This is a genomic window from Sporomusa sp. (assembly GCF_035561255.1).
Classification (GTDB): domain Bacteria; phylum Bacillota; class Negativicutes; order Sporomusales; family Sporomusaceae; genus Sporomusa.
This window is the reverse complement of the sequence record NZ_DATMXX010000303.1, coordinates 1-21,455: the sequence shown is the minus strand read 5'-3', so window position 1 is coordinate 21,455 and position 21,455 is coordinate 1. Positions and strand designations below refer to the sequence as shown.

The 21,455-nt window shown below is 45.1% G+C and carries 19 protein-coding genes; 6 read left to right on the top strand and 13 right to left on the bottom strand.

The features are described from left to right. From VN379_RS16575 to VN379_RS16565, 3 genes are all read right to left on the bottom strand, one after another. The coding region (locus VN379_RS16575) for a hypothetical protein (RefSeq protein ID WP_325535837.1) at window positions 1-239 on the bottom strand (239 nt) is incomplete at its 3' end. 31 nt (window positions 240-270) lie between these two features. Further along, a complete protein-coding gene (locus VN379_RS16570; protein WP_325535836.1) occupies window positions 271-705 on the bottom strand; it encodes an EamA family transporter in 435 nt (144 codons plus the stop codon). 387 nt (window positions 706-1,092) lie between these two features. Continuing rightward, window positions 1,093-2,298, bottom strand: a complete 1,206-nt coding sequence (locus VN379_RS16565) for an MFS transporter (RefSeq protein WP_325535835.1) — start codon at window positions 2,296-2,298, stop codon at window positions 1,093-1,095. 206 nt (window positions 2,299-2,504) lie between these two features. On the opposite strand from VN379_RS16565, the gene VN379_RS16560 reads away from it, so the two are divergent. From VN379_RS16560 to VN379_RS16540, 5 genes are all read left to right on the top strand, one after another. Then, on the top strand, window positions 2,505-3,398 hold the full coding sequence (locus VN379_RS16560; protein WP_325535834.1) for a LysR family transcriptional regulator: 894 nt from the start codon (window positions 2,505-2,507) through the stop codon (window positions 3,396-3,398). A 171-nt stretch (window positions 3,399-3,569) separates the two neighbouring features. Continuing rightward, on the top strand, window positions 3,570-4,754 hold the full coding sequence (locus tag VN379_RS16555; RefSeq protein ID WP_325535833.1) for an MFS transporter: 1,185 nt from the start codon (window positions 3,570-3,572) through the stop codon (window positions 4,752-4,754). 96 nt (window positions 4,755-4,850) lie between these two features. Beyond that, window positions 4,851-6,215: a uroporphyrinogen decarboxylase family protein gene (locus VN379_RS16550; protein WP_325535832.1), complete on the top strand. Its 1,365-nt coding sequence runs from the start codon at window positions 4,851-4,853 to the stop codon at window positions 6,213-6,215. Window positions 6,216-6,475: 260 nt separating this feature from the next. Next, window positions 6,476-7,027, top strand: a complete 552-nt coding sequence (locus tag VN379_RS16545) for a flavodoxin family protein (protein WP_325535831.1) — start codon at window positions 6,476-6,478, stop codon at window positions 7,025-7,027. A 299-nt stretch (window positions 7,028-7,326) separates the two neighbouring features. Beyond that, window positions 7,327-8,538, top strand: a complete 1,212-nt coding sequence (locus VN379_RS16540; protein ID WP_325535830.1) for a GNAT family N-acetyltransferase — start codon at window positions 7,327-7,329, stop codon at window positions 8,536-8,538. Window positions 8,539-8,558: 20 nt separating this feature from the next. Here VN379_RS16540 and VN379_RS16535 read toward each other — a convergent pair whose 3' ends face one another. The 10 genes from VN379_RS16535 to VN379_RS16490 all read right to left on the bottom strand — a co-directional run bounded on the left by VN379_RS16535 (window position 8,559) and on the right by VN379_RS16490 (window position 19,571). Continuing rightward, on the bottom strand, window positions 8,559-9,491 hold the full coding sequence (locus tag VN379_RS16535; protein ID WP_325535829.1) for a glycosyltransferase family 2 protein: 933 nt from the start codon (window positions 9,489-9,491) through the stop codon (window positions 8,559-8,561). 21 nt (window positions 9,492-9,512) lie between these two features. Next, a complete protein-coding gene (locus tag VN379_RS16530; RefSeq protein WP_325535828.1) occupies window positions 9,513-11,066 on the bottom strand; it encodes a glycosyltransferase family 39 protein in 1,554 nt (517 codons plus the stop codon). A 244-nt stretch (window positions 11,067-11,310) separates the two neighbouring features. Then, window positions 11,311-11,520 (bottom strand): hypothetical protein, encoded by a 210-nt coding sequence (locus VN379_RS16525; protein WP_325535827.1) that lies wholly within the window; start codon window positions 11,518-11,520, stop codon window positions 11,311-11,313. A 4-nt stretch (window positions 11,521-11,524) separates the two neighbouring features. Further along, window positions 11,525-12,529, bottom strand: coding sequence for an ABC transporter substrate-binding protein (locus VN379_RS16520; RefSeq protein WP_325535825.1), 1,005 nt, complete (start codon window positions 12,527-12,529; stop codon window positions 11,525-11,527). Between the two features lie 44 nt (window positions 12,530-12,573). Further along, window positions 12,574-13,572, bottom strand: coding sequence for an ABC transporter substrate-binding protein (locus tag VN379_RS16515; RefSeq protein WP_325535823.1), 999 nt, complete (start codon window positions 13,570-13,572; stop codon window positions 12,574-12,576). A 90-nt stretch (window positions 13,573-13,662) separates the two neighbouring features. Then, complete coding sequence (locus VN379_RS16510) at window positions 13,663-14,445, bottom strand: ABC transporter permease (protein ID WP_325535821.1); 783 nt, start codon at window positions 14,443-14,445, stop codon at window positions 13,663-13,665. A 103-nt stretch (window positions 14,446-14,548) separates the two neighbouring features. After that, on the bottom strand, window positions 14,549-15,565 hold the full coding sequence (locus VN379_RS16505; protein ID WP_325535819.1) for an ABC transporter substrate-binding protein: 1,017 nt from the start codon (window positions 15,563-15,565) through the stop codon (window positions 14,549-14,551). Between the two features lie 224 nt (window positions 15,566-15,789). Next, entirely contained in the window at window positions 15,790-17,256 is a 1,467-nt protein-coding gene (locus VN379_RS16500) for a nitrogenase component 1 (RefSeq protein WP_325535817.1), read from the bottom strand. Between the two features lie 41 nt (window positions 17,257-17,297). After that, window positions 17,298-18,173 (bottom strand): nitrogenase iron protein, encoded by an 876-nt coding sequence (gene nifH, locus VN379_RS16495; RefSeq protein WP_325535815.1) that lies wholly within the window; start codon window positions 18,171-18,173, stop codon window positions 17,298-17,300. An 81-nt stretch (window positions 18,174-18,254) separates the two neighbouring features. Further along, window positions 18,255-19,571 carry a nitrogenase component 1 gene (locus VN379_RS16490; protein ID WP_325535814.1) on the bottom strand — a complete coding sequence of 439 codons (1,317 nt, stop codon included), beginning with the start codon at window positions 19,569-19,571 and terminating at the stop codon, window positions 18,255-18,257. Between the two features lie 445 nt (window positions 19,572-20,016). Here VN379_RS16490 and VN379_RS16485 point away from each other — a divergent pair, with 445 nt between their 5' ends. After that, a complete protein-coding gene (locus tag VN379_RS16485; RefSeq protein ID WP_325535812.1) occupies window positions 20,017-21,171 on the top strand; it encodes an acyltransferase family protein in 1,155 nt (384 codons plus the stop codon). Window positions 21,172-21,455 lie beyond the last annotated feature (284 nt).

Sequence of the window (21,455 nt, the reverse complement as noted above, 5' to 3'; positions counted from 1 at the left end):
CTGTTCTTCTTATATTCTTCATATGCTGCATTCCTACGCGTCGGCTGTTCACTATCAAATATTATTAGAAAATAATCAGATTCAAATAATTTAATATACTTTAATATCGCGCCCATGAAACCAATCACTGCATTTAATAATTTGCCGTCTCTTGAACGCATCCTAGCAGGTACACCATAAAACATTCTAAACAAAAGATTATGACCATCAACTAAAACCAATTTTTCAATTTCACTCATTCTATATACCTCCTACTGTTAGCCCATGAACTTATACTTTATAGTTAATAAGAATAAGTCCAATAAGACAAAACACCAGTCCAACTATCGTGGTATTTGTCAGACTCTCTTTAAAGTACAATAATCCAACAGGGATTAATAATACCGTAACCGTAGTGCTTGCCACAATATTAAACAAGCTTATATTCCAGCCGGCGCGATAGGCCAACAAGGTTCCCACTTCCAGACCGACAATGGCAATTCCCAACGCATAACTAGCCCAGTTTAACTCCCTCAAGCTTTCGATATAAGAAATCAGCTTATCACCTGGATAAAGAGGAAGCAACAATAAAGTTACAAGACTGGCTGTTAAATAGGTAACCGAAAGGGAAATCAGGGGATTTACATTGGCCGGGGTTACTTTTAGAAATACATGATATAGTATACTTGAGATTATCGTCAGCCCAACAGTCAAATAATACAGCATATACATACCTCCTAGACTTCTAATTCATTTACCATATAAGTGCAGAACTCCTGCCAAATTACAAAAATTTGCAGGAGTTCTATTTCATTCAACGCTTTAAGGCTTTTATAAATCCAGGAGGTTGTCCGTCTCATATTCCTTTAAGCTGCTACCAACCATTTTGCTAATATCAACAAATGGTTGTAGCAGAGCTTGGCAGGCAATGTTGCAAACGAGCACAGGGATGAAGCTCAGCCAATCCTATCGCAACTTGCTCGGAAAGTCTCATTAAGTCCCTATTTATAAGACTCTCGCCAACCTTATTCACAAGTCCTGCCTGGAAAAATTTAAGATAAAAGACTTCCAAATCGTCTCACATCAAAGTGAATTTTAATATGATCAGGATACTTACGGGGTGATAAGGCATTCCCTTCTCCTGGTATATAAAAGCAGTGCAGCCAACAACGCCAGTGCCAGCAGTAATGCTATGACAGTAAGTGCCACTATGCCGTTCCAGCCATATTCGTCAAGGAAATTCCCGCCCCAGGCGCCAATAACACTTGCGCCTGTATAATGAAAGAACAAATACAGAGAAGAAGCCGATGCCTTATCGTTACCTGCGCACTGCCCTACCCAGCTGCTAACCACAGAATAGCAGCCGAAAAAGCCAAACGTGAAAACAGCTATACCGGCAATTTTCAGGAGAAGACTAGCGCCTAATGTAATCAGACAGCCTGCTGCCATGATACAAATAGCCAATAATAGTACCCTGGGTCTGCCGGCAGTAATGGCAAGACTCCCCAGCCAGGTTGAGCTAAAGGTTCCAACCAGATAAATGACAAAGATAAGGCCAACAACCGTGTGACTTAAGCTATAAGGCGGCGCCATTAACGGATAGCCTATATAATTGTAAACAGTTACAAAGCTACCCATTACCAAAAAACCAATCAGGTAGAGCAGTAACAATTGCGGCTTTCGTACCGTGTTCCACATTACGCCAATTATCGCTGGAACAGCTCTGGGTCGGGGAGAGAAATTGCGCGAAGCGGGCAACTTTAACCAAAACCACATTGCTGCAGCCAAACTGATTATACCAATAGTAAGTAATGCATTCTGCCAGGAAAAAAAATCGGTCACAGCACCGACAACCATGCGCCCGGTTAAACCGCCGATAGAATTGCCGCTAATATAGATTCCCATGACCAGGCCACTGGTGGCAGGATCAAACTCTTCCGCAATATAAGCCATGGCTATGGCAGGAAAACCTGCAACCATCATTCCCTGTATGGCCCGCAATACCAGCAGCCAGGTAAAATTCGTACTAAAACCGATAAAGATTTGCAGCACAGCGGTGGACAGCAAGGATATTCCCATAATTACCTTGCGTCCTTTGGCATCAGAGATCCAGGCAGCAATAAGCATAAAAGCAGCCATAAACCCTGTTGCCAATGAAACAGACAGACTGGCTGCCGCCGGGCTCACCTGAAACTGCTCTGAAAACAGCGGAATGAGCGGCTGCGTACAATATAGGCAGGCAAAAGTCACAAAGCTTCCTAAAAACAAGGATGAAATGGTTTGCCAGGAAATTTGATTTTTTGTTTGAATAAACTGCATGTTATTTTTCTCTCCCCCGACAGTAGCTGAATTTCTTCTTCTTATAATAACTGCCGGCCTGACATCTGTCCAATGCATCATATTAATGAAACCGATGCATTTTAGATCATAACAGCATTGGCACCGGTTAGTTGACGTTGTCTGGCCCTCAGGTTATGATTAGCCATATATGACCCAATAGCCTAGTTAAAAAGGTGGTTACAATCATGGAATGGCATCAACTGGAATACTTTTTTACAGTTGCCCGGTTACAGCATTTCACGCGGGCAGCCGGTCAACTTTCCATTTCCCAACCGGCATTAAGCCGCTCTATCGCCAAGCTGGAAGAGGAACTTGGTGTCCCTTTATTCGACCGCCGGGGTAAAAATGTTATCTTAAACCGATTTGGAAAAATCTTTTATAAGCACGCTGACCAGGCTATGCAGGAAATCCGCGAAGCCAGGGAAGAGATCCAACATATTATTGACCCGGACCACGGAACGGTTTCACTGGCCTTTTTACATTCTCAGGGCGCGCATATTGTTCCTGATCTCCTTGGCCGGTTCCGCGCCTTACACCCAAATATCCAGTTTAAACTCTATCAAAATCCGTCGCACTTACTGCTGGAGCAATTGAACTCAGGCGAAATCGATTTGTGCCTGTCCTCACCATTAGGAATCAAGGAAGATACTGAATGGATACCGTTATATACCGAAGAATTATTTGTTGTAGTGCCTAACGATCACCGGCTGGCCAGCCGAAAAAGCATTCCCCTTACCGAAATCGCCGCTGAACCAATTATCACCCTGAAAAAAAACTTTAGTCTGCGGATTCTGACAGATCAGCTATTCCGGGAGGTGCATTTAACGCCTAATATAACATTTGAAGGCGAGGAGATCCCAACTGTCGCCGGGCTGGTGGAAACCAGACTTGGTGTGGCAATTATCCCCCGCTTGCCAGGACTTAGCAACAGCCGGCTGGCCTTTTTACCCATCTCTTCGCCTGCCTGTTACCGGACTATCGGCTTATCCTGGATAAAGAACAGATATGCCTCCCCGGCAACCCTGAGATTTCGCGATTTTGTGCTCAGTTCATTTCCGGAAAACCTGAACCCACGCTAAACTGCTAGGAAAAAAACCAAAGTTTGATGTTCAATATTAGAAAGTTTAAAATTATTATAAAATTGAACCATAGCATGAAGGAAATTGAGTGACAATGCAGAATACAACATGTATAGACGTATAGGCGACTACATAATAATTAGTACATGGTCTTAATAAGGAGGGGAATGTATGGAACGTGAACAAGAGTACAGTCAATATCGTTGGGTAATTATGGCTTTAATGTTTGCCAGCTTTGTCTTAACTTTTCTGTCCCGTTTTGCTTGGCCGCCGCTCATTCCAGTAGTTGTTCCGGTGTTAAAGATGAATATGTCTCAAGCCGGGGCGTATATGATGGCATTTTATATTGGCTATGTAATTACTCAGGTACCGGCGGGAATGCTTGCAGACCGGTTTGGGGTGCGTACTATTCTCGGGGTCAGTTTAGTGCTTGAAGGAATCTCAACCTGGGCAATGGGCTCAATAACCTCTTTTGATATGGGTTTTACGTTAAGGGTTGTGACTGGTCTGGGGGCTGGCGCAATTATGGCCAGTTGCGCGCGCGCGTTGATGGAGTGGTTTCCGCCGCATGAAAGAGGCACAGCATTTGGTCTATTATTGGCAGCTCCCTCTGGCGGGTTACTGTTGGCTAACTATATCGTGCCTACGCTTAATGCCTTGTTTTCCTGGCAGGGAGCTTTTCAGGGTATCGGAATTGCTACTGCCATCCTCGGAATAGTAATCTACTTTATGGTCAAAACTTCCGATGAACCCAAGGGTGAAAAGTCGATGTTTGGCGGCTTTAAGGTATTCTTCGCTAACCGGAATATTGTGCTGGTGGCCGTGGCCGGCTTCTGTCTGATGTGGATGGAATTAGGGGTAGCGACTTGGGCTAATGTGTATATTAAAAACCTTGGCTTTACTGTTAAAGAGGCCGGCACAGTGCTTATCTGGTATAGCGTCGGCGGTGTAATTGCGCCTGTAATATCAGGCTGGCTTTCAGATAAGCTGGGTAACCGTAAGTATATCGTAATGGCGGCCTATCTCATCAGTGCGCCATTAACTATCTATTTCGGTTCGCAAACGACATTATCAATGTTAAATATTGCTGGTTTGGTTTATGGATTTTGTTCATATGCTGCCAACCCGCATCTAAGTCTCATGGTATCCGAATTTGCCGGTAAAGAATGGGCAGCCACTGCAAATGGCATAACTAACTTTATCTTTCAGCTTGCCTCGATGATTGGGCCATTTATCCTCGGTGGTGTGATTGACTTAACCGGAACGTTCAGTACTGTATGGTACCTGATGGCTGCCGGCCCGATTATTGGTATCCTGGTTCTCCTGCCATTACGTCCTCCCGCAAACCAGGCATAGGTAATATCAGGTATTAATGAATGGCTAACTTTTAAGTATACGGCCGCATGAATGGTCGAATATACTTGAGAAATTTATAAGAAAAGAGTGATGTAAATGAGTAAAGATGTAAAAGAGCTATATGAAGAGCGACTTGGCAGATATCAGGCGGCTATGGCACTGGAACCGGTTGACCGGATTCCGATTGCGATCGGCAGTAATAATTTTGCAGAATCTTACACAGCCAGCAACCAGGAGGTAATCTATAACCCGCAAAAATGGCTGCAGAGTGAGATGGACTTCATTCGCGATTTTCCCGAATTCGATGTCTTGCGGAATAATCGTTTCTGGGGACCAATGTATGATGCGCTTGGGGTTAAAACCTACAAATTTCCCGGTCGCGACTTAGCACCTCATGTAGCCACCCAGTTTGTAGAGTCTGAGTACATGCTTGCCGATGACTATGATGCCTTAATTGCCAATCCGGCCGAGTTTATGCTGGAAAGATTCTTACCGAGAGTATTGGGTGAAATGGACAAAAGCTCAACCCGTTCTCATTTTGCCTTCCTCAAAGCCGGTTTAGCACAGGGCACGTTTGCTGAGATCATGCGCAACAGATCTATTCAATTACAAAACCAGTGCGGCATGCCTCAGCCTATGACCGGAGCATTTGTCGCCCCCTTTGATGCGCTTGGTGATGTGCTGCGTGGTTTGACCGGAGTGCTGCGTGATATTCGCCGCCAGCCTGATAAAGTACTTGAGGCTTGCGAAGTACTAGCCCCCATTATGGCCCGCTTTGCGCTCTCGACCGCAGATCCGCTGCGCCGGTATCCGATATTTGTGCCTACTCATAAACCCACGTTCATATCCCCGAAACAATTCGATACCTTCTATTGGCCATCGTTTAAGAAAACACTGGAAATGATTATTGCTTCCGGCCATAAGGTAAGAATATATATGGAAGGTGACTGGAGCAAACATTGGCATCATGTGCTGGAGCTGCCAAAGGGTTCGGTAATCTGCGATATTGATGATCAGGCAGATATCTTCCAGGCTAAAGCAGATATTGGCCACCATGTTTGTATTGCCGGCGGTATTCTCAGCCGGATGTTTATTCTGGGCACACCGGAAGAAATTGATGCCCGGGTTAAACTATTATGCGAAAAAGCCGGCGCAGGCGGCGGTTATATGATGGGTGGCGGTTGCTATCTGCCAGGAAACTCCAAACCGCAAAATGTCCGGGCAATGGTGGATGCGGTAATGAAATACGGCTGGTATGATAAAAACATTAAAGCCAGACCGCTGCCACCGCTGCCTGTCAGCAGTCAGATACCCGGCTTAAGCGCTCAGCAGGTCCTTACTCCCTGGTCGGTTAAGAAAGCCGAAATGGGCGGTGTACTTGGTGATGAGGAACTTATTCAAAAGCCCTGGGAAACCATCGAAGGTATGGCCTTTAACTGGCTATGGTCCTGGGCCATGTAGGCCTAAGTCATCAGCACTATATCACAGTGCTTAGTAATAATTAAGCAGAGCAATTCAGAATCAAAAGTACAGAAAAAAATCTTCCTCAATGGCTCGAATAGGAATTTAACTATTCAAGTCAAAAAGGAAGATTTTTTTGTGACTTAGTCTCTTTTATGGCAGTACGGAAGGTAAATGTGCGTACTTCAAAATAATTAAATAACATTATATAATAGAACACACAGGAAGTAAATTCCAGTAAATTTAAAGGAGCGATCTTTATGAGCAAAAATATTCTGGTTCTCACCGGTAGCCCGAGAAAAGGCGGCAATAGCGAAATGATGGCTGATGCTTTTATTAAAGGAGCCCAGGCGAGCGGGCATACTGTAAATAAATTTGATACAGCAGCAAAAACGATTAGCGGCTGTAGGGCCTGCGAGACCTGCTGGAGCAAAGACACCGCCTGCTCGTTCAAGGACGATTTTACCGAGCTGGAGCCGTTGCTGGAAAATGCAGATACGCTGGTGTTCGTAACCCCCTTATACTGGTTTGGGATGTCGGCACAGTTGAAGTCTGCTATTGACAAGTTTTATGCTTATGCTGTTCCAGGCTGTAAGCGGCCGCTTAAGATTAAGGAAAGCATTCTTATGATTTGTGGCGCAGACGAAGATCCCAAAATTTTTAATGGCGCAATTGAAACCTATAAAGGCATTGCCGATTATATGAAATGGCAAAACAGGGGCATTCTGGCTGTTCCTAAGGTATCCGGCAAAGGTGATATTGCTCATACTGATGCCTTGCAACAGGCAGAGAAACTGGGAACAGATATCTAATGGCTATTATCTGCTTTGCAATTTTTCCTGTGGCTACATAATTCTGATTAAAATAACTAAAAATAGACGGATGTTTCTTGAATCAAACACCAAATTACTGCCTATCTTAGGAGATAATTTCTTATCCCTCCCACATCCGTCTATGGCAGAGTGGGCTCCTCTACTGTACTTCTTTGCTAAGATTGCAGCATTCATTTGATGAAATAATTAGTTCCTCTATAGATTGAATTTTTAGAACGGTTAATCTATGCTACAAGTTTTTGTTAGTGACTTCTATCTAACTAATGGAGGTAATTTCTATGAGTCGGGAAAAGAGACTCAAAATGAAAAAGATTGAGACCGCTCATTTGCATCAGTTCAATCAATTATTGCGTTATGTATTTCAAGTAACCAATCAGGATTTGCAAAAGGTGGGCTGGAAAGAAAGAGAAATTACCCTTGCCAAGCTGCCGATTCTGGAGCAGGCCGATGTGCTGGGGTGGTTTGACGGGGAAAAGCTGGTATCCCAGGTAGCCGTGTATCCCTTTCAGGTGAATATATTTGGAAAAACCTATGATATGGGTGGTCTCACCGGTGTAGGCACCTATCCTGAATATGCCAATCTGGGCCTGATGCATAAGCTGATGGGGCAGGCGCTTGCCAATATGCGGGAAAGAAAACAGTCCCTTTCCTATCTCTATCCGTATTCCATTCCCTATTACCGCCGTAAGGGCTGGGAGATCATTTCCGACAAAATGACCTTTGAGGTCAAGGATTTCCAGTTTCCCAAGACCAGAAAGATGCTGGGCGAGGTAGAGCGGGTCAGTCTTGACAACAACGATATTCGCGTGGTGTACGATCAGTTTGTCCGCCAGAGTCATGCCGTGATGATCCGCAATGATCTGGCCTGGGAGGAATACTGGCGCTGGGATCCGGAAGATCTGACCGCCGCTATTTATTATGATGCGGGACGCCGTCCGAGCGGCTATGTGCTTTATTGGATTTCCAATGAGGTATTTCACATCAAGGAAATGGTTTTTACGCATGAAGAAGCCCGCGCTGGACTCTGGAATTTTATCAGCGCGCATATCTCCATGGTAACCAAAGTGGTCGGAAACACATTTACCCATGAGCCGCTGGCATTTCTGCTCGAGGACGCAGATATAAAAGAGACGATCTCTCCTTATTATATGGCCCGGATTGTTGATCTGGAGCTGTTTATTTCACAATATCCTTTTTGCCCACACACTACCGACAGGGTGTGGATCTTCAAACTCAATGATCCGCTGCTGACATGGAATCAGGGCATCTTTACCCTCAGAGTAGCTAGTGACGGTTCATCTGAGCTGATCAGAGGCGGCGATCAGTACCAGACTGAACTGGATATTCAGACCTTAACTACCATGCTGCTTGGTTATAAACGGCCAGACTATCTGGCGAAGATTGGGCGGATCAACTCTGTCGAGGGAGTAGTTCCAGTACTGGAGAGCCTGGTTGACCGGCAAATCCCGTATTTCTCCGATTACTATTGATTATGTTTTTCGAATCGTCTCTAGAAGTTGGTCTTCTTTCTAATAAAATATAACGGCCTTCGTTTAGATTCGTTATAGATTCTGCCGATATATTCGCCGATAATCCCCAAGGTCATCAGCTGCGTGCCGCCAAAAAAGAAGATTGCCACGATTGTAGAGGGATACCCTTGTACCGGATTGCCAAAAAGCCAGGTTGTCACGATAATGTAGCTAATATAAACACCTGAAAACAAAGCTGTCAGAAATCCAATATATGTTGCCAGTTGCAGCGGTACAAAGGAAAATGAGGTAATCCCTTCTAACGCAAAGTTCCAGAGCTTCCAGTAATTAAAACTGGTCGTGCCTTTATGGCGGCGGTTTCTTAGGTAGGGAATACTTGTCTGTTTGAATCCAACCCAGCTAAAAAGCCCTTTCATAAATCTGTGGCATTCGTTACACTGGTTTACTGCCTCCACAACCTGCCTTGACATTAACCGGAAATCACCGGTATCCGGCGGTATATCCACCTTTGCGAGCCGGCGCATGATCCGGTAAAATAAGAACGCTGTCATTTTTCTAAAACTGCTCTCCCCTTCACGAAGCAGCCTGGTAGCGTATACGACATCATAACCCTCATGCCACTTCTTTATTAAATCCACAATTAATTCGGGCGGGTCCTGAAGATCAGCGTCTATGGGAATTACAGCATCGCCACTTGCTTCGCAGATTCCGGCCGTCAGCGCAATTTCCTTGCCGAAATTTCTTGACAGCTCAATCACTTTTATTCGCTTATCCCGCATTGCCAGCTGCTCGATTTTCTCTAACGTGTTGTCCCGGCTGCCATCATTTACGCAGATGATTTCAAAATGATAGGCTGGTAAATCACTAAGCACCTCAGACATTTTTTGATAGAAAAAATCGATGTTTTGGCTTTCATTAAACATGGGTACAACAATGGAGATTAATTGTTTCATTCGAACACCCCCTCTTGAACCTTACTCTGAATCAGTCAATTCAGGCACCTGCCCAGGCTCTTTTTGCAACAGTGATCCGACAAATACAAATCCTTTGCGGGCCAAATACGGCATTTCATAGGTCCGGGCATAATCAATAACGGTAAACAGGTTATCATTTTTGCCTAAATGACCATACAGAATTTGCGAATTTGCACTTTCGATCAGCCACAGCCGCCCTTTATATTCCTTTAAAACATTTAAATCGTAAATTATCGTTAGCTCTGGCTGAAACGGGTTAGGTTTAGCTTCCTCTTGCCCGCCCTTAAGAAATACATAGTGCTGGTTATCAGGAAAGGCCACTGAATAAATCCCGGCAGGATGAATGTCAGTATATAAAAAAATATCATCAGGCTTTAAGCTGTACACAATATCATTTCTTAGTGAATGGTTCAACGGGCTGTAAATCTTATCATAATGTAAATAAAAGTTGACAAAAGCTGCGATCAGGATGGCAGAACACAACAACAAAGGCACTATCTGCCGCTTGAAAGAGGCCAGCCCAAAAGCCAGAGCAATCAATAAAAACCCCGAATTAGGCATCAAATACCGGGTTATAAAAATAGGTTTTACCAGGGATAACACCAGCGCTAAACCAATAACGGCCAGATAAATAAATAAGCTAACAAGCGCAAGCACAAAATGCTGCTTTTTCTGTTTAACTGCCGCATAGAGTCCAAATCCGCAAACCGCCAGCCAAATAAAGCTGAGCAGCTTAACGGCATGCCCTGGCAAATTCTCGGCAAAATAGAATACTAGAAGATCCCGCAGCAGATGCTGATAGTTAATAACAATCCAGTATTCTTTAGTCACTGAGATGACTTGGCCTATTAATGCAAACAGCCACGGCAGATAAAAAACAACCTGGACCAGAATGGCTAAAAGACATGGTTTTAATAAATACCTTTTCCTGACAATAACGGCTGTTACAAGGCTTAGGTTAATAAAAAAAGCACCAAGCAGGGCATAGTTATGGGTGTAGGCGCTAAGCAGCGAGAAGACTACGAATAAAGCCCAGCGCTGATTTTGATTTTGCTTATATGAAAGATAAGCGTAGATTCCGGCACTGGTAGTAAAAAACATGGCCCAGGCATACATTCTGGCTTCACCGGAATACTCCAGCATGATCGGCAGAAAAACAGTGAAAAAAGTATAATAAAAGCCCACTGAATTCCCGAAGATTTTCCTGATATGAGAAACCCCCAGAAGCATGAATAACATCATCCCGCTTACCGATACCAAGCGGTACACCACGATATCCTGGCCCCAGATTAATGATGCCAGCTTAGCAATTATATAATACAAAGGAGGATGGACATCCCTGGCTGTAATTTCGCAGATTCTAAAAAAATCATGCCGTATCATGGCCACAGTATATGCCTCGTCAAACCACATATCTCTATAAAAGGCGCAAGAGACGAAAAATAACAACCCAAAGATTAACAGTCCACTATAGCCAATCTGCCAGGATTTATCTGACCTGGTTGCAGATTCAAACAGCTTATGCTCACTATACATCATAAATTGTGCTAACATCCTCTCCTGAAATAATCCCTCGATTCCAATATAAGACCTGTCCACTAAGCAGTAGGCCCAACCTATTTTAGATAATTCTTCATAATATTTGTAAAATCCTTCCATTTTACAAATATGCTCTTTAAAAGTAGCTACCAAGCATTTCGTCTTGATCTGTAATTTTAATTCCAAAAGAGTATGAAGTAATAAAGGGCGGTTCTTAACCGCCCCTTATTTGATATGTTAGGTCCCAGATGGCAGCTCTTCAATATTCTATATTCACGCTGACACTGTCCATATTTTTCTTAAATTCAGGATCTGTAATGATCGCTTTAAATTGTTCTGCCAGCTTATTTTTCACTTGCTCGCTATGAGACAAATGCCCTGCAGGCCGTTTGACAGGCTTACAGGGCATTTGTCGGTTTTCAGAAACAATTCGCTGAATCAGTGATTGATTTACTGCAATAACCGGCATTCTCCTATTGCTTAGGCGCAAATTCATTGGTGTAAGTATCTGTAGGTTTAATATCCCCTGGTTTCCACAGGCCGACGTCTTCCGCAATTTTAAACCAGAGTTCAATAGCGGCTGGATCAATCTGCGAGTTCTCCTCAAACATTTTCGAAGTCACTTGGTCAGGGTCTAACTTATATTCTTTGGCGACTATATCAGCAGCTTCTTTCGGATGATTATTGATCCACGGGCGTACTTTCGCCAATGCTTTGCAAAAGCCTCTGACAACATCCGGGTGCTCGGCAATAAACTTTTCACTAAACCCGTAAATGGACAAACCACCGGCCGGCGTCTTAACGATGTCGTAACTTGTGGCAATCTGGCGCAGCCCGCCTTGCTTTAACGCTACCGCCGAATATGGCTGATGCGAGGTCGTCACATCCACCAGACCCTGTCTCAACGCCTGCTCCTGTTGTCCGGGATTGGGCAATTTCACCCACTCCACATTCAGCGGCAAATGATGCTGTTTCAGCCACATTTTCAAATAGCCGTCCTGACATACCGAAGTCGAACTGGTTTGGGCGACTTTTTTTCCGACAATATCCTGCAGCGACTTGATCGGGCTGTCTTCTTTTACCAGATAAGCAACATGGGGGGTATTCGGATTATCAACCTGCCCCGGAGCAACGGCCTTTACCTTGGCTCCGGCCAGAATGGCTTGCGCCACATTAGGAGGGTGACCGTTAAAAATGTCGTTAACGCCCTGTGTGACAGTTTGAATAGCGCTCGCTCCTCCTCTGAGCACCCCGGTATTTTTTATTTCAATACCTTCTTCTTCAAAAAAACCTAATCTACTGGCAATCATAACTTCATCGAAATTGGTAGGAGTTGCCTGCCTGAGAGGAAAAAGTTTCTTAGCCTGCCCGGCGGCAGCGTTTGTTGTTCCCGTTGTTTTTCCATCATTCCCCGCGCAACCAGTAAGGGAAACTGCAAGTAACAATACTAGTATAGCCGCTATTGCTCTGTTCTTCATTAATTACAACCTCATTTACAATAATATTTACGCGTTGATTTACCTTACTTTCCGGGGGCAAATTCATTGGTATAGATATCTGTAGGTTCTATCGCTCCCGCTTTCCACATTTCAAGATCTTCCGCGATTTTGAACCATAGTTCGATATAGGCCGGCTCAATGGCTGCATGCTCGTCATACCAGAAAATACTCACTTCATCCGGGTTGAGATTATTCTTCTTGGCAACGATTTCAGCAGCCTCCTTCTGGTGAGCATTGATCCACAGGCGGCCTTTGGCGAGAGCCCGGCAGAAACCTCTGACAATATCGGGGTGTTCCTGAATGAATTTTTCGCTAAACCCGGCGATGGACAGCCCGGCGGCCGGGTTTTTCAGAATATCATAGCTTGTGGCAATTTGCCGTACTCCTCCTTGTTTTAAAACGATTCCCGCATAGGGCGGATGTGATGTTGTCATATCCACCAAACCTTGTTTTACAGCCTGCTCCTGCTGTCCGGGGTTCCGCAATTGCACCCATTCTATATCCACCGGCAAATTATTCTGCTTCAGCCACAATTTTAAATAACCATCCGAGCAGGGTGACGTGGTTCCATTAATTGATACCTTTTTCCCGACAATATCACGAAGTGATTGTATCGGACTGTCTTCTTTTACCAGATATCTGACATGGGGAAACTCACGATTGTCCACCATCCCCGGAGCCACGGCCTTCACCTTAACGCCGGCCAGAATTGCCTGCGCCAAAGCAGGGGGATGACCGCCAACAAAGGCATCATTAATCCCCTGAGCAATGGTTTGTAATTCTGTGGCTCCGCCTTTTAGCGCTCCGGTATATTTAATTTCAATGCCTTCTTCACGGAATAGGCCGATTTCATTGGCAATCATCACTGCGCCATTTGTATTTCCATCACCCGCCACCCTGATCGTAACGAGTTGTTTTGCGCCTCCGGCAACAGTTGCCTTCCCGGTATTTTGCCCGCTGCAGCCGGTAAATGCAACTGTAATAAACAGCACAAACACGGATAACACGAATCGGGTTGCCATTTTTCACACCCCCGTTTCACTCCCAAGTTTCCCGAGAGCGAATTCACTGGTAATTCCTGTAAAATTCCCTGGATATGGCAATTTCACTCGTCAGGTTCCTGTGGGCAATTCTTCTTTCCATCTGAGAACCCTTTTTTCAAACGTTACCAGGGCATAATTCACAATTAGCCCCAACAGCGACATCGTGACAATCGCGGCATACATTTTGGGGATCAGGAAGTTTGCCTCGGCAAAAAACAGCAAATAACCCAGACCGGCATTGGCGCCAAGCATTTCAGCGGCAATTAAAACCAAAATGGAATGGGTCGCACTCAACCTTATCCCTGTCAAAATTGACGGCATGGATGCAGGCAGAATAACCTTAATAAACAGGGAAAAGGACGAAATACCCATTGACCTTGCCGACTTGATCAGTAAGGGGTCTACATTTTTCACTCCGGAAATGGTATTCAAAAGCACAGCCCATTGCACTCCCCAAAAAATGACGGCCACTTTGGAAAGCTCACCAATGCCAAATAGCAGGATAAATACCGGAAACAGGGCCAGCGTTGAAGTTTGCCGGAAAGTCTGTACCAGCGGATCGATAAAATATTCGAATCCCCTAAACCAGCCGATCAGCAGTCCCATTGGTATGGCTACGCCCAGTCCCAGACTGAATCCCAGCAGTGACCGCAACAGACTGACGCCGATATGAGTAAATAGTTCACCGGTAATGATGAGATTCCAAAATGCAACCGCTACTTTGGAAATAGGAGGAAGAAATATGGCATCAACCAGCCCCACGCGGGGCGCAATTTCCCAGAGCAATAAAAAAATCAATACCGATGATATCCGGTATAACCCTTTAACAATACTTTTAAGCCAAGTGAACACCTGATAATTACCACCTTTTACTTTTTTTCGTTGCTGCGGTTAAATAAATAGGCAAATCTTTATTCTGCAAGAGTACAAAGCCAGCAAATCAATCAACGCCGTGCTAATCGTTAGGCGCGAACTCATTGGTGTAAAGATCGGTAGCTTTTATCGCCCCCGGTTTCCAGAGGTTGATATCCTCCGACAGTTTAACCCATAGCTCCATGTAAGACGGGTCAATAATTCCACGCTCTTCGTACCGGAAAACACTCACGTTATCTTGATTGTCCACTTTCAGCTTTTTGGCTATAATGGCAGTGGCTTCCTTCTGGTTGGCATTAATCCATTTGTGCGATTTCTGCAATGCCCGGCAAAACGCTCTGACAACATCCGGGTGCTCCTCGATAAATTTTTCACTGAATCCGCGGACCGACAGGCCGGCTCCCGGGTTTTTCACAATATCATAACTGGTGCCGACCTGGCGGATTCCGGGCTGTTTTACCGTTATTCCGGAATATGGCGGATGCGAAGTCGTCATATCCACCAGCCCCTGCTTTAAGGCCTGCTCCTGCTGTCCCGGATTGGGCAATTTCACCCACTCCACATCCAGCGGCAGATTATGTTGCTTCAGATACAGCTTTAAATAGCCGTCCTGGCAAGCCGAAGTAGAACTGCTTTGCGATACTTTTTTCCCGACAATATCGTCCAGGGACTTGATCGGGCTGTCTTCTCTGACCAGATACCGGACATGGGGGAATTCCGGGTCGTCGATCATGCCGGGGGCAACGGCTTTTACTTTAATGCCGGCCATAATCGCCTGCGCTACATTATACGGATGCCCGCCGATAAAGGCGTCGTTAATCCCCTGAGCGACAGTTTGCAGCTCTGTGGCCCCGCCTTTCAGCACGCCGGTAAACACAATCTCTATACCTTCCTCCCGGAAAAACCCGACTTCATTGCCGATTACGACCTCGCCGTTAGCCGTTCCATCACCTGCCACCCTGATGGGAAACAGTTTTTTCCCGTTCCCTGTGGCTGCCCCGGTCTGCGCAGCTTGACTGCCACCAGGGTTTCCGGCACAACCAGTAAGAGAAAACGCAATAAATAATAATAGTAGTAAAGAGATTATCTTTTTTCGCACGTACACATCCTCCATTTATTTTGTTATTAATTTCTGCATGAATACCCTTCCCCGCGTCAACCTATTCCACTGGTAATAAAAAGGCTATATCCCGGTAAGGATACAGCCTCTGATTTACAAATCAGCCAGCAACGCCACTGCATATGCAATTAATTTCTATACGATTTCAACTGCCAATATCGACTTATGGATTTTTACCATACTCTTCACGTTAACCCAAATGATTAACCGATCTCTTCCTGTAATAAAGCAAAACTATCCTGCTGCAACCACCAGTCAGTGTAGGGAAGCTTTACCCTTGCCGCCAGCTGCTTTGCCAGGCTGCGATTGGTTAAGGCATCAATAATCCGGTAGCCAAAGTCTACCAGACCCTGATACCCATATGCGGTATATTCATCATTGATCATAATCGAAGGGATTCCCAGCTTGGTCGCCCAGACCGTGGTGCCGCCATGACGCCCCACATATAAGTCGGGTTTGAGCCGGTTTAGTAAATTAATAACTTCAAAATTCTGCTGATCGGCGACACTGATGGGGATATTGGCACCGGAATCGGCCAGATATTTCACAGCTGCCGGGGTTATACCGTTATCATGCTGAGGATCAAAATGCCAGGTCGATCCCCAGATGATCTCAATCCCCAACTCCTGCAGCGTCCTGATATAGTTTTGACCAAAGCTGGGCCCCATGCCAACCACCGCAGTATACCCGGTTAACCTTTCCCGTATTTGCGCCAGTTCGGGTGCAACGCGCTCTTCCTCTTGTTTAATATACGCCTCTACTGCCACTTCTTTGCCAGTAACAGCGCCAAGACCGCGCAGCCAGCTATTTATCCCGGCAATGCCATGAGGCTGCAGCGTTTGGACATAGGGTACGCCATACTCTTGTTGCAGCGCATTGCCGATATAACTGCCCAGGGTTCCGCAAATACTGATTGTCGCCGCAGCCTCGGAGATATGGGACAGTTGTTCAACAGTGCTGTATGGCAGCAGAAACACCGGCTCTAAACCAAAACCGGCTAACATGGCGGTAATTTGTTTCCTGGCACTGCCATTGAAATTAACCACATTTACCGTATTGGTCTTGTTCTTCGGTGGTTTAACAATCGTTGTCAGTACAGCATGAAACGCGGCATCAAAACCGCTGGCCCATACCTTGGAACGAAAGCCTTCACAATAGGCCGCCCCCATTGGCACCGGTATTTCTGCTTTTAGCTCATCCAAAACACTTTGGATATCCTCGCCAATGATGCCGGAAACGCAGGAGGTCGTAACAAAAATAGCTTGAGGATTAAACCGGCGGTAGGCTTCCCTGATCGCATCCCGCAACTTCTGCACAGCACCAAACACAGTGTCTTCTTCCACCATATTGGTGTTGATCAGATTGATATTGCGGTGTTCCCACCCCCGCAGATGCTGTCCGAATTTATTTTGCGTGTTGCCACCGACTGAATCGGCGGCACAGCCGATTGGACCATGATTGACCACCGCTGCACCAACAATTCTGGACAGTTGCCCCTGAGCGCACCCTGAGCTGCAGGCGCTGGCCTGGCTGAAGCAGCGCTCTTTATTGCGCAGTGAGCCGCAGGCGGCCTGTGTGGCCAAATCCTGCAGCGTCCCCTGATAACCGGTAATTGATCCCAGCCTGTTTTCTCGTGTCGGCGCCTCAGAATTCTTCAGATTAATTGCCATGGCCCAAACCCCCTCCTTATATATCCAGCAGCTGCCTACAATTAGATTCCGGATGCCTTGCCGCGTACCTCGCCGGTTTCCAGCGCCAGCAGGTGATCAGCCCACTTGGCCGCCCAGGTTCTTAATTCGGCAGTATCCAGCGGATTAGGGACTTTTGACTGGGTCGTATCAATAATTTTCTGCGCCAAACGGCTATAAATTTTGGCTTGTTCGGAATGTGGCGATGCTTCCACCGATGTTTTGCCCTGCAGCTCGGCTTGCGTTACCGTAACCGAACGCGGAATGTATTCCACGACTCGCGTACTTGTTCTACTAACAAAATCATCAACAATCTCTTTGGCATATGGAGCGTTAATGGAATTGGCAATCAATCCGCCTAATAAGGCCCCGCCGGAATTCGAGTATTTCTTAATTCCTTTAAATAGGTTATTGGCAGCGTAAATCGCCATAAAATCAGCGGAAGAAACGGTAAATACATGTTCGGCGATCCCTTCCCGGATTGGAACAGCAAAACCGCCGCATACCACATCCCCTAATACGTCATAAATGATGACATCAAGGTCCAGTTCTTCATACACCTTCAGCTGCTTAAGCAATTGCACAGCAGTAATAATCCCCCGCCCGGCGCAGCCTACCCCGGGAGCAGGACCACCGGCCTCTACACAATAAACACCATTAAACCCTTTAAAAACAACATCTTCTGCTTTTACCTGATTTTTTTCCCGCAGGGTATCCAACACTGTGGGAATATAGCTGCCGCCCCGCAGCGTATTCGTTGAATCCGCTTTCGGGTCACACCCGAATTGCATGACTTTCAGGCCAAACTTAGACAATGCCGCACTGATATTCGACGTGGTCGTCGATTTCCCAATACCACCTTTGCCATAAATCGCAATCTGCTTAATTTTTTTACTCATATGTACGCCTCCTTATATTCCAAACTCAAAAAGGCAGAAAGAGTTACTTTCTGCCTTTAGTTTGTTAACTAATCAGCTAAGCTATTGGAAATCACTTAATACCAGGGAATAGATGTCTTCTACCAGCCGCAACCCGCCTTCATAACCCACATAAGACCGGTTTAAAGCCAGTCTGTCGCTGATTGGCATTGACACGGAAAGCTGATAGCCGTTAATCTCTTGGGCCAGCGCTTTGTCCCAGGCACTGCCCAGGATTAATGGCCGCCCCCGGAATTTAATTGTGCGAATATCCTGATGGGCTGCACCGCCATCATTGGTAAACACAACCTTGGCCGTGATACCATCATTGAAGTTTTCAAATTCTGCAGCAATCCTACTCTGATATTCTTCCGCTACCCCATCGGTGATATATTGCGTTTCCGGCAGAAGCCCCATATCATTCACTAAAAACTTGGTAATACCCAAAGCATAAAAGCTATCCGATATCGTAACAAACCGCCGGGGCAACAGTCTGGTCTCCAACAATACATCTGCTGCCCGTTCGATAAAATAAAAATACCCGGTTTCATGTCTGGCGATCACTTTCTCAATTCGCTTTGGCTCTACCCCGGCATAGCTCCCTACGGTCTGGAGAAACCTGCCCGTTTCCGTCGGGCCGATCGGCAATACAGGGTAATGCAGATACGGGGTACCAAACTTTTCCTCCAAGTGCCTGACATTCTTCAGTCCCACCCAGGGAGAAATCAGGAGGTTAAATTGAGCCTGAGGTACTCTATTAAGCGCTTTTAGGCCATTCCCAGGTCCGAAGATAACATTGGGCGTTAACCCTAATTCATTGATCAGCTTCTCAATCTCTTTTAGATTTCCCACCCAGAAGGCATCATGAAACGGAACAACTGACCAAATATTGACAAGACCGGGCTCTGCCTTATCAGCAGGCTGCAAGTATTGGTCGATAATTGCATCAATGACCAATTCATGGCCAAAAAAGTTGGTTCCCTTAAAGCCGCCGGTTTCAGCGTAAACCACAGGTTTTCCCTGTTCCTGAAAGCGGCGGGCCACTTCCCCGACATCATCACCGACAATGTCGGCGGTACAGCCAGTAACAATCACATATAGATCGGCGTCAATGACCTTCAGCGAATTCTCAACGATATTTCTTAATCGCTCGTCACCACCAAAAATAACCTCTTTTTCCCCGATATTAGTGCAGGGAACCGAATGACCGCCGACATAACCGGAGCCCTGGCACCCGTTCTGAAAACCCAGAGCACCCCAGAGCTTCTGCCCACAGCCCGGCCCGGCGTGCAGAATAGGGACGGCCCGGTCAATCGCCAGCACTGATTGCAAAGCCCCCAGCGAACACACATGTCGCAATTGTTCAATATACTGTGCCATTTTACCACCTCATACGCGTAATTTAGTTTGATTGCAGCTTGATATCATCTTTTTTTCTTTGCGGAAAAGAAAAGCCGGGAAATATTTCATATAGTATAGAAATATTTTCCAGCCTTTAGTTTCTCACTAATCAGCATCCACTTAATTAATAAATAGTACAGAGCAAAAATATAAAGGCTGCATCCCTTCGGGACACAGCCTCTAGTTTTAACAACCAGTCAGCGACTACACATATATTTTGATATCATAATAACGCTTTATACAACCGTTGTCAATATAATCCATTACAAATTCTGTAACTAGCTGATCGTTCGTTTACAAAAGTGTTCGTTTCCCAGCTAAATTGACTTTTTCTTAATAATTTAAAATTTTCCCATAATTCAAAAGGTCTTTATAAATAAATGTTGAAAAAGAAAAACAAAGTAATGGTTAGAGGGGGAGTAAAATGAATCTGCCAGCCGCGAGCAAGCAACGGTTATATTTTCTTGATAATCTAAAAGCTTTTATTATTCTTCTAATGGTTGTATTTCATGTTGGGATGGGGTATACGACCTGGGATCTTAAGTGGTGGACTGTCAATGACATACAAAAAAATATGTTCTTTGATTTTTTCATATTAGAAACAGACGTATATATTATGCCGATTATGTTTATGATCGCCGGTTATTTTGCCCCTATGGTATTAGAGCGAAAAGGAATCGCGCTCTTTTGGAATGACAAACTAAAGCGGATTGTCCTACCCTGGATTGGCGGGGTACTATTTATTGCCCCCTTTATTGCATATAGTTCTTTATTTAGCCGTATGGACACACCTCCCAATTATTTTGCCTTCTGGAAAAATGATTTCTTTGGCCCTTATTACCAGCAGGCTCATTACTGGTTTCTGGGTGTCTTAGCCTTGTTTTTTTTAATACTTACGATTGCCTATCAGGTGAATCCCACCTACTTTAAACAGTCTGTACAAAAACCCTCGCCACCTGTATGGTTTTTTCCGGTCTTTGCCTTGCTTACTACGGCCGCCTTCTTTAGCGGCAATTTATATTTTTGGAATGATGCGTGGGTTAATGTGAAATTTATCTTCATGCTTCAGCCAGTAAGGCTCATCTTACACCTTTGCTACTTCGGCCTGGGGGTATATGCGTGGAAGCATTCCTGGTTTACCCGGGGTGGCTATAGCCCCCACTTGCTGCCATGGGGTATCTCGGCAATTATTATGTTATTTGTTTTTCTGTTTTATCGTATGACATTTACCCTTATGCCTGATGTTCCTGTCTTATTTAAAGCAGGTCATGCAATTACCCACGCTACTTTTTCACTAACCGCCACCTTTGCCCTGATCACTGTGTTCCAGAATTTTTTTGACAGCAATGCCTACTTATGGCGTAGGCTTGCCGCTAATTCTTATACTATTTATTTCATTCACCAGTGTGTGGTTATTCCGCTGGGATGTATCGTGCAAAAGCTGGACATCAATATCTGGGTGAAATACTGCAGTGTGTCTATTATTGCGCTTGTCCTATGTTTCTTACTCGCAGAATATGTGATTAACCCAATTTTATCTTTGGGGAAACAAGATAAAAATACACTGATTCACTCTTAGTCTTTAATACAATACAAGTTATAGTGCTTATATTCGAATGGGCTCCCGCTTAACCAAGCGGGAGCCCATAGCTTTTAGCTAAACCTGTAGAGGCATCTTGCCTAATACAATTCGGGGAACAATCAGCAATCCCATCACAGCATGGGGTTATCACTTTGGGAAGCTCTACAGTCCCCTGAAGTGCCAGGGGACTGGGACATGCAACTATTTTTTAAAATTATCATTTTATAATTCAGAAATAAGAATATTATTCTAATAAACAGCACTTAAACAGAATTTTATTC